The following is a 13,900-nucleotide window of genomic DNA, read 5'->3' on the forward strand; positions in this document are numbered from 1 at the left end:
AACCTGCCATTCGTTCATGTGAATAAATGGACCGCTCCGTCGAGCCCAGGGAGGCGCTCCGAACAGCTTAGATTGGGGACAAAGTTGACTGGCAGCTTTTAACACGCTGCCGCGCATAGCTGCCAGTAAGTGCGTGACATTGTCGCTCCGGCCGCGACGACTTCAGGCCGTCACAATGCCCCTGATACGGTCGATCCCCTCCTGATACCAGAACCACTGGCCGCCCAACAGCACCGCGAGGCCCTTCGCCGGATCCTTCAGGTCGTTTAGCTTCCAGGCCTGCGTAAACTGATGGGTGGTAACGGCCACGCCGTCGTCGAGCAGCTTCTTGATAGCCTCCGTCATCCGATATTTTGGACGCTCGACGTGCTTGATCGCCACCTCCACGTTGGAGCCGACTGGACTGTAGATCACAGCCTGGTCCGCCTTCTTGGCGTTGTTCGTTACCTTCGGCACCACGTAGACACGGAAAGAGTAAGCGGGGTCGTCGAACTCGGCTTGCGACATCGGCCCCTCGATGAGCGCGTTGACGGCGGCGACCGCCTTGGCGACCGGCACCGCGCCCTTCAGCGCGTTCGCGGACTGCAGGGTCAGCGCCTGGAGCTGGATCGCGAACGCGAGGTCGTGGGAGAAGTCGTACTTGCTGCCGAAGTTGTCCTTGGCGAACCGCAGGAAGTTCAACGCGTTTGCCTGTATCTTCGCTTGCAGCGCATCGTTAACGTCCTCGGCGGATCGGTGCTCGATCGCGTTCCTGATTGCGATCAGGTATCTGAGGTTGGCCTTCTCACCTGCTGACAGCCCCGACTGCGGCCGCTCGATGCAATAGCCCAGCTCCCAGAGCTTCTCCTGACCGTCGATCATGACCGGTGAGCCGTCCGCGTTCTTGAACGCCGGCGTCACGCCCTGTTCGGTCAGTCGCGCGTGCAGTAGGTATGTCCAGGCAATGATCGACAGGACAATGAAGGTCTCGGATCGGGTGGACAGCGTGTTGTTGTTGTAGACGAGGACGGCGGTCTTGAAGATCTCGACGGCCTTGCGAACCTGCGCGCTGGCGTAGGTGGTCACATAGAACCCGAGATGCTCGGCCAGCGCGGCCAGCTTGGCATACTGGTAGAGAAGCGCGTCCACCTCCCCGACGGTAGCGGTCGCGATCGCCACGTAGCGTGGCTTCGTCCCCTTCCGGATTGCTCCGATCTCGCGGTGGTTGAAGTTGCGATCGAGGAAGCTGAAGATCGCCAGCACCTGCTGATCGTTCAAAGCCTTGTGCTGGATCAGCCCCTTAATGAGGCCGACCTCCCGATCTGACAGAACGACCTTCGCCATACGTCGCCTAGCCCCCCTTGTCCTCCACGCTAGGTCATGATCAGCGCCGGAGTCGATCCGGCGTACACTTATTGGGTGGGATGCCGGCTGGCAGCTTCTTGCCGAGCATGCCCAGAAAGCGACATTCGGTGTGCGCAGATCGGTTCGCCAAAAGGTGCTTTCGTTCAGCTAATGAGCGCGACAGCCGCTGATCCCACTCCGAAGGCTAGGCTATCGGTTGCAGGAGAGAGCACATGGCGGGCTCGCACCTGACATCCGTCGCAAGCTCGACAGCCTGGCGGGCCCGGCAAAGAATGGAAAGATGCGAGCTGAGGTTACTCGGCCAAGCCTCAGACCAGGTGCTCGCCTTGTTCGCGAATGGCACGGCCAAACACATCAGGTGCTGGTGCTGGACAATGGCTTTCTGTTCGAGGAGCGTCGTTACACGTCACTAACCCACATTGCGCGCGACATCACCGGCAGCAATTGGTCAGGACCGCGCTTCTTCGGCTTGCGCGCTACCGGGAAGGGCAGGGAAGTGGCGAATCATGGCTAAGCCCGCCTCGGCTATAACTCGCTCGGACAAGGTCCGCTGCGCCATCTACACAAGGAAGTCGACGGAGGAGGGATTGGAGCAGGAGTTCAACAGCCTCGATGCCCAGCGCGAGGCCTGTGCTGCCTACATCACCAGCCAGCGCCACGAAGGCTGGACGCCTGTGCCCCACACTTATGATGATGGCGGCTATTCCGGCGGAAGCTTGGAACGGCCCGGTCTCAAGCAATTGCTTGCCGATATTGCCGCCGGCAAGGTCGACGTCATCGTCGTCTACAAGGTCGACCGGCTGACCCGAAGCCTCGCCGACTTCTCCAAGATCGTCGAGGTGCTCGAGCGGGCGAATGCCAGCTTTGTGTCGGTGACGCAGGCGTTCAATACGACGACGAGCATGGGCAGGCTGATGCTGAACGTGCTGCTGAGCTTCGCGCAGTTCGAGCGAGAGGTGACGGGCGAGCGCATCCGCGACAAGGTGGCCGCCTCCAAGCGCAAGGGCATGTGGATGGGCGGACCGGTGCCGCTCGGCTACGATCTCGGCAGCCGCAAGCTCGTGATCAACGAAGCGGAAGCGGCGGACGTTCGCGCCATCTACAAACTCTATCTCGAGCTTGGCTCCATCGGCGCGTTGGCCGCGGAGCTCGAACAGCGAGGTATCCGCACCAAGCCGCGTACCTACAAGGACGGGCGTGCCGTCGGTGGAATCGCTTTCTATCCCGGGCCGCTCAGCTATTTGATCAAAAACCCCCTCTACATCGGCGAGGTCCAACACCGCGGCGAGCGCTTTCCGGGTGAGCATGAGGGTATTGTCGAAAGGGACGTGTGGGAGGCCGCCCAGCGGTTGCTCGCCGACAATCGAAACAGCCGTCGCGTTGGCGGCCGCGCCGCCAGTCCCAGCTTGCTGGCTGGCATCATCAAGGATGCCGAGGGCAGGGCGATGACGCCAAGCCACAGCACGCGCGGCAGCCGACGCTACCGCTACTATTTCACGCAGGTCGGCGTGGACCGCAAGATGCCCGCCGATGGCTGGCGAATACCCGCGAGCGACGTCGAGCAGGCGGTGCGAGATAAGCTGCGACGCTTGCTAAGCCGCTCGTCTGAGCTGCTTGACGTACTTGGGCCGCTGGACCGACCGGCTCCCATCCTCGAGGCTGCTGCACTGCTTGCCGGATCGATGGTGGCGATGGCCACCTCGGAGCTGCGCGCCTCGCTGCTGGCGATCAGGACAGAAGTTACCATCAGCGAGGCGGCGATTCAGATAAGCGTCGCGCGAGACAAGTTGCTTTTGGAACTGGGCGCCGTTCCAGCAGAGGAAGATGCTCCTCCGATCGTACTGACTATCCCCGCGAAGCTGACGCGTTGCGGTCTAGAAATGCGGATGGTTATCGATGCCTGGGACCCGGCTGCGCCGGCGCTTGTCGATGCTGCTCTGGTGAAACTGATCGTTCGCGCTGAGCAGGCACACCGCACGTTGGTGGAAGGTGGATCGACCATCCCGCGGCTCGAGCGCAACGAGCTGGCGCGCCATGCCCGCTTGCACACGCTCGCGCCTGACATCGTCAGCGCCATCGTTGAAGGACGCCAACCGCGCTCGCTCTCGGCCCGCAGGCTGCTACGCGTTCCAGAGATGCCGATGGACTGGCGTGAGCAAAGGAAGACGCTCGGCTTCAGCTGAACGTCACGACCATCGGGTGAAGGCCGCGCTATATGCGCGGTCTTCTTCGTTCCGTTTGGCTCACGGTCTTCAGCTGAGACCTTTCTCCACGGGTCACGGAAACGGCGCTCAGAGACTCTGGCCGGATTGGCCGCGCAACGCCGGGTCAAAACGGTCTCGCGACACGCGCGACAGCCACCTGCCTCGGCAAAGTCCCGGAAAAGCGGGAGGAATTTGGCTCGAGCCAAGAGACCGCCACCAAGTCGGTGAATATGAGAATGGATGGTGCCGCTTACAGGACTCGAACCTGTGACCCCCGCATTACGAAGGCCTCTGACGAAGGCGTATTTCTATATATTTATCAGATGGATGATGCCTAAATCGGGGTGTGGTTTTGGTGTTACCCAATCCCGCCCCAAATCGGGCAAAGTTCGGTGATCGGTTGCTTCCTAGCGAACGCACTTTGGCTGGACGATCTTGCGAAAATCGACCTTCTGCCGACCCACTTGGAATGAGGGCGGCAGGTGAGGGGGCTACGTGCTGAGGGGTTAAATTTCCGGAAGCGCCTGCGAGATCGCGCACCAATCCGTGAACTGCCTCGCGCCAGTGCGTTCGAGCAGCAATTCGATATCGTCGATCGTGTAGGGTCGCGCGTCATTCAGCCGGGCGAGTTCGTCCCACGTTATCGGAGCCGCGACAGTCGGCCGTTCCCGTGCTCGCACCGAAAAAGGCAGCACCGCTGTCGCGCCACGCTCGTTGCGCAGCCAGTCGAGGAAAATACGGCCCTTGCGATTAGCCTTGCGCATGTTGGCGGTAAATATGCTTGGGAAGGCTTGCCCGAGCGCGCGGGAGAAGCGGCTGGCGAAATCTTTCACCACTGGCCAGTCGCTGCCGCCGTCCAGCGGCACGATGATGTGCACGCCCTTACCGCCCGAAGCCATCGGCCAGCTCTGTAAACCCAGTTCGGCCAACTGATCGCGGAGCAGCACGGCTGCATCACGTACCGTCACGAAGCCCAGGCCCTCGTCGGGATCGAGATCGAACACCAGACGGTCGGGGTGTTCGACAGCGCTCGCAGGCGAGCCCCAGCCGTGAAACTCGATCGTCCCCATCTGCACGCAGGTCAGCAGCGCGGCCCCGTTATCGACGACGAGATACTCTTCCTCGCCGCCCTTCTTTTCGCGGATCGCGACGGTGGAAACCTTGCCGCCGAAGCTGCCGCCATCGTGCTTCTGGAAGAAGCAATGTCGTCCGCGCCCCTGCGGGCATCTAACGAGGCTGACGGGGCGGTTGCCGAGCCAGCGCAGCATCGGTTCGGCGATGGCGGCATAATAAGTGGCGAGATCGCCCTTGGTGTGGCCGCTGTCGGGAAACACGACCCGATCGGGGTGGGAGATGACGATGCCGAAGGGCTTGTCCGCCGTGCCTGGGGCCTTTGAGGGAACCGGCGTCTCGCGCGTGACATCCGCAGCCGCCTTATCCTCGCGCAGCCCCAGAAAACTGGCGTGGCGCAACACATTCTCGGCGGTGAATTCGGCGAATGCGACTTCAGCTACAAGCTTGGGCGTGACCCAATGCGCGCCACGCGCGGCAGCTTTGGGCACCTCGGCCGGCGGGGTCTTACGGGCCAGCGGCTTCAGCCGCGCCAGCAGTCTCTCGCGGGTATCAGCATTGAAGCCGGTGCCGACCTTCCCGGCGTAACGCAAACGCTTGCCGTCCTGCACACCCACCAGAAGCGACTGCAGATCGCGCCCCGCTTTGCCGCTTTCCAGATAGCCCAGGATCACGAACTCCTGTCGGCGGGTGCATTTCACCTTCAACCAACTTCGCGTTCGCCGCCCGCGATAGGGCGCGTCGGCGGCCTTGGAGACGATCCCCTCATAGCCATCGCGGCACAGCCGATCGAACAGCGCCTCGCCGCCTTTCTCGACATGCTCCGTATAGTGGATCGGCGGCGATACGCCCTCCAGCAGGGCCGACAGTCGCGCCTTGCGCTCGACCTGCCCCAGATCGCGCAGATCCTCGCCGCCTTCCTCCAGCAGATCGAAGGCAAAGTAATGAAGTTCGCCGCTATCCTGCAGCGCGGCCTGGAGCGCCGAGAAGCTGGGTCGCCCCGCTTTGTCGAGTGCCACAACCTCGCCATCGATCAGTGCGCCGTGCGGGGCGAGATCGCGTGCTGCGGTAACGATTGTTGCAAAGCGATCCGACCAGTCGAGCCCGCTGCGGGTATAGGCCTTGGCTGCACTGTCACCACAGGCGAGCAACGCACGATAGCCGTCGAACTTCACCTCATGGATCCAGCCGCTGCCACCCGGCACCGTATCGGCGAGTGTCGCCAACTGCACTGACTGGAAAGCCGGCGGCCTGCCCGATCTCCTGCCTCTACGCGCGCGTTTTGGCTTCGGAGGTGCCTTGCCCGGCGCATTCGCGGCGGTCTTATCCCGTTTCGCTTCGGCTGTATCCGAATGCCACACCGGATCACCACCGCGCAGGATTTCCGCCATGCTGCGACCCGTCTCGACCGAAGTAAGCCCGGTGCCGACCAAATCGATCGACGCGCCGGCATGATCGTCCGCGACCTTCCACAGCAGCCAGTTCTCGCGCTTCTCACCGGGGCGCGGCTTCATCCGCACCAGCAGCCATTCGCCCCGCATCCGCTGGCCATGCAGGACGACATGGACGTGACCGTCCTCGATCGTCTTGGCCGGATCTTTGCCGCCCACAGGGGACCATGTGCCGACGTCCCACAGCATGACCGTGCCGCCGCCATATTCGCCCTTGGGGATCGTGCCCTCGAAGGCGGCATAGGCCATCGGGTGGTCCTCGGTCCTCACCGCCAGCCTCTTGTCGTCCGGATCGGCGGAAGGACCGCGCGTCACCGCCCAGCTTTTGAGAACGCCGTCCATCTCCAGCCGGAAATCCCAGTGGAGGCGGGTGGCATCATGCTTCTGCACGACGAAAAGATTGCCGGCGGCCGTTCCCGTGGGATCGCCTTTCGGTTCCTTCGTCCGCTTGAAGTCACGCTTCGCGTTGTAGGTCGCCAGCGGATCGGCGCGGGCCATCACGCGCTCTTGCGGGCGCGTGGAGCCGGCTTCTTCGCGGTCGGTTTCGCCGCCGCCTTCGTTGCCGCCGGCTTGCGTGAGGCGGCCTTCTTGGCCGGAGTTGCAGCGCCCGGCTTGTCGAGCGACTTCCTGAGTGCCGCCATCAGGTCAATAACGTTCGATCCGCCTTTCGCCGGCCGGTCGTCATCCGTGTCGAGGCTGACCTTGCCGGACTTCGACTTGCGCTTGCGGGCGATCAGGTCGCGCAGCGCATCGACGTAGCGATCATGGAAATCGGATGCATCGAACTTGCCTGATTTCTTCTCGATTAGTGAGGTGGCGAGATCGAGCAGATCCTCGTCAGGTTTGGCGTCGCCGATGTCGCGGAAATAGCTGGCCGCCTTGTTCACCTCGTCGGCGTAGCGCAGCGTCTCCAGCACCAGTCCGCGTCCGCACGGCTTGAGGCTCACGACATATTCGCGGCCCCTGAGCGCCAGCTGGCCCAGCCCCACCTTGCGTGTCTTGCGCAGCGCCTCGCGCAGCACGACGAAGGCCTCCTCGGCGAGATCGTCGGCAGGAACGACATAATAGGGCTTGTCGTAATAGATCGCGTCGACCTCGTGCACGTCGACGAACTGCGTCAGCTCCAGCGTCTTCTTGCTCTCCAGCTTAACGCCCTCGATCTCCTTCTCGTCGAGCAGGACATATTCGCCCTTCTCATATTCGAAACCCTTCATGATCTCGTCCGGATCGACCGGGCCGATGCCGTCAACGACCTTCTCGTAATGGATGCGCTTGCCGGACGGCTCATGGATCTGACGGAAGGAGACGGTCGCCCCGCTCTTGGTGGCGGAATAAATCTCGACCGGGATCGACACCAGAGCGAGGCGGATCTGCCCCTGCCAATATGCGCGTGCCGGCATGCGAGATCTCCATCTGGTTGCGCATCAAAGCCGGCACGGTGGGAGTTGTTCCACTTGAAGGTTGATCGGCCGTCGAACGGAAGTGGAAGTGCACGCCACCGGGTGAATTTGTCCGCGACCAGATGGAAAATCCTATATGATCGCCTCGTATCGCCGGCCCGGCCTGGAGCGCCAGCGAACGCGCATTTGCGCATCCAAAAGCTTGGCCACGCGAGCGCGATCGTAGCCCAGCTTAAACAGCGCGCCAAGAATGCGCGGTCGAGTGTCGAAACCCTCGTCCAGCGCCGCGCTTATGAGAACGAGAATCGTGTCGGTGCTGCTGGCGTCGCCGCAGGCATCGCGAAGCCCGCGCAGGCGCTGGAAGATGAGAGCGGTCTCGTCGGGTACTGCCGGGACAACGGCCTCGGCGGCAGTTTGGATCGGGGTATTCATTGTCGGATGTCCTTCGCGGCCGAAGCCGAAAAATAATAGGAAAGGGTGCCCCGACCCGCGCGAGGCGGATCGAGGCGAGAAGGTTAGGCAGCGATGCCGAGCTTGAGCTTGGCGGCACCGGCTTCGACGGCAGCGGCGAGGGTATCGTCAGCGAAGTGCGAGTAGCGTGCCGTGGAGGCGAGGTTGGCGTGCCCCAGCAGCTTGCCGACGGTCGCCATGCCGACGCCGTTGTTGATCATCGCGGACGCGGCTGAATGGCGCAGGTCGTGGATGCGAAGGTCCGGTAAGCCTGCCGCGACACGCGCCGTCTGCCAGCCGTGCTTGATTGTCGTAAGGTGCCGCTTCGGATTGCGCGGGTTGGGGAACAGGAAGCCCGAGCCCTTCGGCAGCGCCTCGATGATGTCCAGGGCCGCCTGAGACAGCGGCACGTGGCGGGATCGGCCGGTTTTCGATGTCGGGATGAACCAGTCCCGCCGATCGATATCGACGTTTTGCCAGCGCGCCGACAGCAACTCCGATACCCGCGCTCCGGTCAGCAGGAGAAGGCCGATGACGTTGGCCAGCTCGGGGTTCCGGGATTTCGCCGCTGCCGCCATCAACCGGGCGGTCTCATCGGCGGTGACATACTTCTCGCGAGCGTTGCTGAATTTCGGTCGAGGCACGCCCCTCACGGGGTTCTTGTCGCCACCGGGCGTTTCCCAGCGTGCCGCCAGTTCGAACGATCGGCTAAAGATCACACGGATCTTCTCTACCGTGGCCGGCGCGAGGCCTTCCGCCCGCTTCTCCGCCAGCCACTTCGCCACGTCCTGCTGCTTGATGTCGGTCAGCCGAACCTTGCCCCAGCGCGGGCGAATGTGGTTGTCGATGTAACCCTTCAGCGTCTTGATCGACTTAATGTGCGTCCGGGCATGGGCGATGTGGTCGTCGGCGAGAGTACCATAGAGCGGCACCGCTCGCTTCTCGGCTTTATCCGCCATCGGGTCGCCGCCAAGGGCAACCTTGGACATCAGCTGCCGGGCGGTCTTGCGGGCCTGATCGAGGCTAATTTGATCGGACCGCGCTATCTTATGCTGACGCTGGGCGCCGTGCTGGTCCTGATATCGCAGATAGTACGTCTTCCCGCCGCTGGCGCGCACTTCCAACACGAGGCCGGGGTTGTGCGTACACCAGAGGTCGATTTTCTTCTTGCCCGTCGGGCATTCGGCAGCGGCAACGACAGCCGCGTCAAGTTTGAGCTTCATGGTCGGAATTTCCTTCGTGAAGAGGAGATGGCGCGCGGCCGCACAGGCGCACGCAGGGGCACGCCGCGAGGGCGCGATGGGTTGGGGATGGGCGGGGGCCGAAACAGCGCTCCGTGGCCCGCAGGCGGGCGAGGTTGGGCAGTCCGGGCAGAGGGCATGTGCCGCCCGTATCCCCGCCGACGGGTGAGGCCGGCGAGGGGTTGGGAATTGGAAAACTGAAACTGATGCAGGTTGGGCGGCGAACTCGGGATCTGAAACTAAGCGGCCACCGATACGCCCGCGAGCAGCCGATAAACGTTGGCACCGCGCGCCTTGACGTCGAAGGTCCACAGGTGACGACTGGCATCTTCGCCCGTCCGCGCTTCCAACACCCGAAGCACCTTGTCCCGGCTGCTCCGGGACGCAGCACCGGCTACCCTCAGTATCTGCATTTTCTTATTGTGACCGTGTTCGATCGCCAGCTCGATGCATTCCGTAATGTGCTCATCCGAGCCCGGAGGCGGTCCTTGTTCGAAATCGACGCCGTCCACCTGTCGGACCGAGGCAAGCCGCTCGACGTAGCTCAAGCCGGTCGTGGTGGCGTAGGTGTAGAAAGCACGCTGGGCGGTGCCGCCCCGGTTCTTGAAGCACTCGAACTCGATGACGCGTTCGTTGCCGCGTTCCTCCTTAGCGTCGAGATAGTAGCAACTGTCGCTGTCCTCGAAGAGGTCATTGGTGCCCGAGAACACCAGCTTCTGGTTCGCGCCGCGATGCTTGTTGGTGTGCGCGAGAGCCAGCAGCGATCCGTTCGCCATCGCGAAACGCCGAGCGAGCTTGCCGAAGGCTGCAGAGTCTTTCTTGCTCATGAGGTCGGCAAATTTCTTCAATGTATCCAATATGATGAGCTTGCCGTGCGCTGAGCCGTTGGCGATCATCTCCTCCATAGCGGGAATGAGACCGGACGCACGGAAGCCATGTTCGCCTTCCGCCAGACCGTGGATGCCGTAATCGTCCAGAGCCTTCATTTTGGCTGCCACGCCTGCGGTGCTGTCGTCGACGTTGACGTAGAAAATGTCCTGCGGGGCAATCCGCTTTGCATCCACCGCATCCATCGCCAGATGCAGGCCGATAAGGGTTTTTCCTGAGTTCGGCGGACCGTACCAAATGCTGATTTCGCCAGCGAGGGAGACTTCGCCGAGCAACGGACGCTGGCTAAGGGCGCGGGCCTCCAACTCGCCGCCTTGTCCGGTGAGCGAAAACTTGAGCAGTGGGTTCTGAGACGCAGTCGGGATCGGTCGACTTGCCTCCTTAAATATATCTTTCACTTCCATGATCTTAAATCCGATGCGTGATGGCGACCGTGGTCAGATCGCCAGATTTCCAGATCCCGGCCCTCCGCTCGTCGCCGCGTTGGCAATTAGAGGGCGCGGGTCAGGTGTCGCCACCGCCGGAGGCAGCAGCGACGCCCGGCGTCAGTATTTGTCGAAGGCCATCCGCTGAGCGGCATTCAGGTCGGGATACAGTTCGATCAGGCGCTGATGTACGAAACGGATGTCGTCTGCCGAAGCACCGCGCATCCAAAGCCCGTGGCCGCGAAAGTCCTCGAAGAGATCGAAGGTCTGCTTTGCGCGACGGCCGATATTGATGTTGAGGTGTTTGCCGAGAACCGTTTCGATATCGTCGGGATCACGCCCGCGATCGAGGTAAGCGGCGACGATGCCGATATAGTCCGGCACCTGGAGCGTCAGATGCTTCCCGCGATCCGAGAAAGCATAATCGACGAGGGTTGCGCCGCGAAGGAGGGAGTCATTATCGATGATCTGCATGATGTTGCTCTGGCTGTGAGCCCGGCAGGCTGCCGGACGATCACACCGGAAATCGTAACCAAAAAAGCTGAGGCTAAGTGGTCTTCCCGATGCCCACTGTGTGGGTTAATCCAACGGGCTCATAAGTCACTGATAATAGGCGAATAAGTTAGCATCCTATTTGGTTATATTGTGATTATGGTTTGGTTCGTTAGCGCTACGGCTGCCGCTTGTGTGGCTCATCTACGACGAAGCATGTTCGCTATCACCATAAGCGCTACCAACGCGATGAACGCCAAGGGCTGCGCCTGCATCAGTGCCCCGAAAAGACATAGGCCGATCATGCCGAACAGTTCGCGCGGGCACTCGAACAACGCGATCACCAGCCCGATGAGGATGGCGAGGCCGAGAACGACCGCCACAGCCTGTCCGGCAGCGATGATGGCCCCCGCCACAAGGAAGATACCCAGCCATTTCATGCCGCCTGCTCCCGACAGAGAGCGACCAAGGCCGGGTTAGCGGTGTCCGCGACAATTAGCTCGAAGGCATGTCCGGCGTTACCCACGATCTGGACCGCAATGTGATAGTTGCGGCTGGCTCGGTAGATGTAATCAAAGGGCTGGACGAAGGCGGGTTCGTCATGCCGTCGTCCGTCGGGGTCAGTTAGCGGAGCCCAGCCTATGGCCTCGACTAGGTCGGCTTCCGTGGTGACAGCGGTGACGACCACGACGTCGGTCATGTCGAGCAGCCCATCTGCTTCAAGGAGACGACGACGAGCGGTGAGGAGGGCGGTCAGTTCGGGATCAAGCGGCATGCTGAGGGCGCGCGCCCACGATGCGCTGTCGAAGGCGTGGATCATTGATGTTCTCCGGGCATAAAAAATGCGCCCGAGGCGGGGTGCCTGGACGCTGCGATTTCGTTGGTTTTGTTGGGAGAGCGCGTCCGAGAGGGAGGCGCTTCGCTAAGTTTTACGGCTGTTCGGCGGTGTCCCGATCGGCGAAAGCGCGGATGATCGCGAGAAGGGTAGGGTCTATGCCTTCGCGGTCCGGGACAAAAAGGATGGCTCCCCCGCCTGCATCGCTGGTAACGAACACTATCTCGCGCCAGCCATGATCCGATCGGACCCATTCCCAGTTCGGGACGAAGTCTGGATCTGGCCACGCGGCTCCATCGACAAGGTTGGTGGCGATCGGGATACCGGCCGCTGTCTCAACTGCGGCAAGACCATCGCCTGGCTCGACAATGATAAAGGGACCGAGTTCGCCAATCTCGATATCGGCTTCCAGCAGCTGAATGCTTCGCAGAGCCAGCATGTGTTTGAGCCACGGGTTGAGGGCCGTAGCGATGGCGCGCGCCATGGACTGCGCATCGGTGATTATCTGCATGTGAAGGGCTCCAGAAATGACAAAACCCCCGACGCCGGGTGGCGCCGAGGGTCCGTGGTGGATGTGGAGTTGTAAGAGTTAGCGGAGTTGCATCGTGACGAGGCTCTTGCCTTGCGGTGTCCTCCGCGCTCCAAAATCGATGCGGCGATCGCCTCCGCGAGACACTACTGCGAGGCCGGTACAGTTCAGTTGGTTGGCATCGCCCGTATAGCCGACCGCAATCTCGTTGATTTCGATGACCTCCGGGCCGATTCCGTCCTTCGACAACGCGATAACGTTCGGCACGAGGCTGTCACATAGGTTCTGCGCCTGTGTCTGAATGTCGGCTTGTCTTTCGGCAGCAGCGGTTTCAGCGGCTTGAGCCAGTTCGGCCTTGGCACGCGCATCTTCCAGCGCCTGCTTACGCGCCTTCTCGGCGGCTGCCAGTGCCTCGACTTTCGCCTTAGCGGCGGCTTCCTTAGCGCCCTCTGGTGTCTGATGCCACGCAGCATCCACGGCTGCCGTGCAGTCGCCGAACAAAGCCAGCATCGGGATTAAGGCGATATATGCTCCCCATTTGGCCGTACGAGGCAGCCGTTTGAACGTCATGGGCGCGTAAATTAGGGCGGCGATCACCGCGATGGCGATGCAGATATAGAGGTAGACGGCCGGTGCCCCCGGAGAGTTCAGTTTCCCCACGCCAGCGGAAAGCGTGAGCGCCGACACGGCCATTAGGGCACAGACAGTCCATTGAATTATGTTGGCAACCTTCCCGGAGCGGGTCGGTGCGGACGGAATCGTGGCGTCCATCGGGTTCCCCTGTTGCTGAATGTGGAATGGGCGCGACCGATCGCGTCAGGACGCAGGTGCGCTGACGTGTCGGATCGATGGTGTCATTGATATTGCCCCTTAGCGGGACAACCTTCGGCTCAACCTCGTGCCGCCCCTATGAACCCCTCGGGACGACGGCCGAAGCCGGATGTTGGAAACCTACTTAGCATAGGCGCATGCGCCTTTATCGGCCGAAACCGACTGGACATGCGCGCATGCCACCCGGCCTCCGCCTTCGCGGTGACCGAGTTGCTAAGAGAGGTTTCCACGCCCCACCCTCTGGCTTTCACAGAGGGCAAAGCGCTTATCGTTAGGCTGGAGGGCGTTCGCAATAGCCGTCTGCGCGGGAAGGCCTGGATGCCTTCATATAAGATGGTCGGATTGGCGCTCGGCCCTTGACCATCCCTCGATGTTCGTTACTTGTTCTCATTCGACTGGGGTGAGGAATTGTCAGTGCGAATATCGAGCATCGAACTACGGGCTACCCGACGCTTCTCGAAATTGATGATCTCTGACCTGCCATCCAGCGCGAAGCTCATTTTCCTATGCGGGCCAAACGGATCGGGAAAGAGTTCCCTATTTGATGGTATGAGATCTTTCTTTTTGAGGAGCAATGGGACCGGACACGTTCCCAACGATGACTACCTAATGAAGATTATGACCAATGAGCTCGCATCCGAAATCTTTCCTTCGCAGACGATGCCTGGTCCGAACGGGCAGACGATAGCAATGCCGTCACCTCGGTCGTCATACAGTGCGATTCAGTTCCACTCATCTG

General features: G+C 61.6%; 13 protein-coding genes. 2 read left to right on the top strand and 11 right to left on the bottom strand.

Annotated features, from left to right (window positions below):
• Positions 1 to 162 precede the first annotated feature (162 nt).
• The gene (locus tag DI605_RS11220; RefSeq protein WP_293973478.1) at positions 163 to 1,323 is read right to left on the bottom strand and encodes a DUF3644 domain-containing protein; all 1,161 of its coding nucleotides are present in this window, start codon (positions 1,321 to 1,323) and stop codon (positions 163 to 165) included.
• A 190-nt stretch (positions 1,324 to 1,513) separates the two neighbouring features.
• On the opposite strand from DI605_RS11220, the gene DI605_RS11225 reads away from it, so the two are divergent.
• Together DI605_RS11225 and DI605_RS11230 are read left to right on the top strand one after the other, a co-directional pair.
• Positions 1,514 to 1,858 (top strand): DUF2924 domain-containing protein, encoded by a 345-nt coding sequence (locus tag DI605_RS11225; protein ID WP_293974421.1) that lies wholly within the window; start codon positions 1,514 to 1,516, stop codon positions 1,856 to 1,858.
• The gene (locus tag DI605_RS11230) at positions 1,851 to 3,527 is read left to right on the top strand and encodes a recombinase family protein (protein ID WP_293973479.1); all 1,677 of its coding nucleotides are present in this window, start codon (positions 1,851 to 1,853) and stop codon (positions 3,525 to 3,527) included. Before DI605_RS11225 ends, DI605_RS11230 begins: the two co-directional genes overlap by 8 nt.
• Positions 3,528 to 4,054: 527 nt before the next feature.
• Here DI605_RS11230 and ligD read toward each other — a convergent pair.
• From ligD to DI605_RS11280, 10 genes are all read right to left on the bottom strand, one after another.
• Positions 4,055 to 6,568, bottom strand: coding sequence for a DNA ligase D (ligD, locus tag DI605_RS11235; RefSeq protein ID WP_293973481.1), 2,514 nt, complete (start codon positions 6,566 to 6,568; stop codon positions 4,055 to 4,057).
• The gene (locus DI605_RS11240) at positions 6,568 to 7,470 is read right to left on the bottom strand and encodes a Ku protein (RefSeq protein WP_293973483.1); all 903 of its coding nucleotides are present in this window, start codon (positions 7,468 to 7,470) and stop codon (positions 6,568 to 6,570) included. Before DI605_RS11240 ends, ligD begins: the two co-directional genes overlap by 1 nt.
• 132 nt (positions 7,471 to 7,602) lie before the next feature.
• The gene (locus DI605_RS11245) at positions 7,603 to 7,902 is read right to left on the bottom strand and encodes a hypothetical protein (protein ID WP_293973486.1); all 300 of its coding nucleotides are present in this window, start codon (positions 7,900 to 7,902) and stop codon (positions 7,603 to 7,605) included.
• Between the two features lie 83 nt (positions 7,903 to 7,985).
• Positions 7,986 to 9,143, bottom strand: a complete 1,158-nt coding sequence (locus DI605_RS11250; protein ID WP_293973488.1) for a site-specific integrase — start codon at positions 9,141 to 9,143, stop codon at positions 7,986 to 7,988.
• Positions 9,144 to 9,400: 257 nt separating this feature from the next.
• Positions 9,401 to 10,453, bottom strand: coding sequence for an AAA family ATPase (locus tag DI605_RS11255; RefSeq protein ID WP_293973491.1), 1,053 nt, complete (start codon positions 10,451 to 10,453; stop codon positions 9,401 to 9,403).
• A gap of 141 nt (positions 10,454 to 10,594) precedes the next feature.
• Positions 10,595 to 10,948 carry a hypothetical protein gene (locus DI605_RS11260; RefSeq protein ID WP_293973494.1) on the bottom strand — a complete coding sequence of 118 codons (354 nt, stop codon included), beginning with the start codon at positions 10,946 to 10,948 and terminating at the stop codon, positions 10,595 to 10,597.
• A gap of 218 nt (positions 10,949 to 11,166) precedes the next feature.
• Complete coding sequence (locus tag DI605_RS11265) at positions 11,167 to 11,406, bottom strand: hypothetical protein (RefSeq protein ID WP_293973497.1); 240 nt, start codon at positions 11,404 to 11,406, stop codon at positions 11,167 to 11,169.
• Complete coding sequence (locus DI605_RS11270) at positions 11,403 to 11,786, bottom strand: hypothetical protein (protein WP_293973500.1); 384 nt, start codon at positions 11,784 to 11,786, stop codon at positions 11,403 to 11,405. The genes DI605_RS11265 and DI605_RS11270 overlap by 4 nt, the downstream gene beginning before the upstream one ends.
• Before the next feature lie 109 nt (positions 11,787 to 11,895).
• On the bottom strand, positions 11,896 to 12,312 hold the full coding sequence (locus DI605_RS11275) for a hypothetical protein (protein WP_293973503.1): 417 nt from the start codon (positions 12,310 to 12,312) through the stop codon (positions 11,896 to 11,898).
• A 78-nt stretch (positions 12,313 to 12,390) separates the two neighbouring features.
• A complete protein-coding gene (locus DI605_RS11280; RefSeq protein ID WP_293973506.1) occupies positions 12,391 to 13,101 on the bottom strand; it encodes a hypothetical protein in 711 nt (236 codons plus the stop codon).
• Positions 13,102 to 13,900: the final 799 nt, after the last annotated feature.

The sequence above is a fragment of the Sphingomonas sp. genome, assembly GCF_003248515.1.
Lineage (GTDB): Bacteria > Pseudomonadota > Alphaproteobacteria > Sphingomonadales > Sphingomonadaceae > Sphingomonas_I.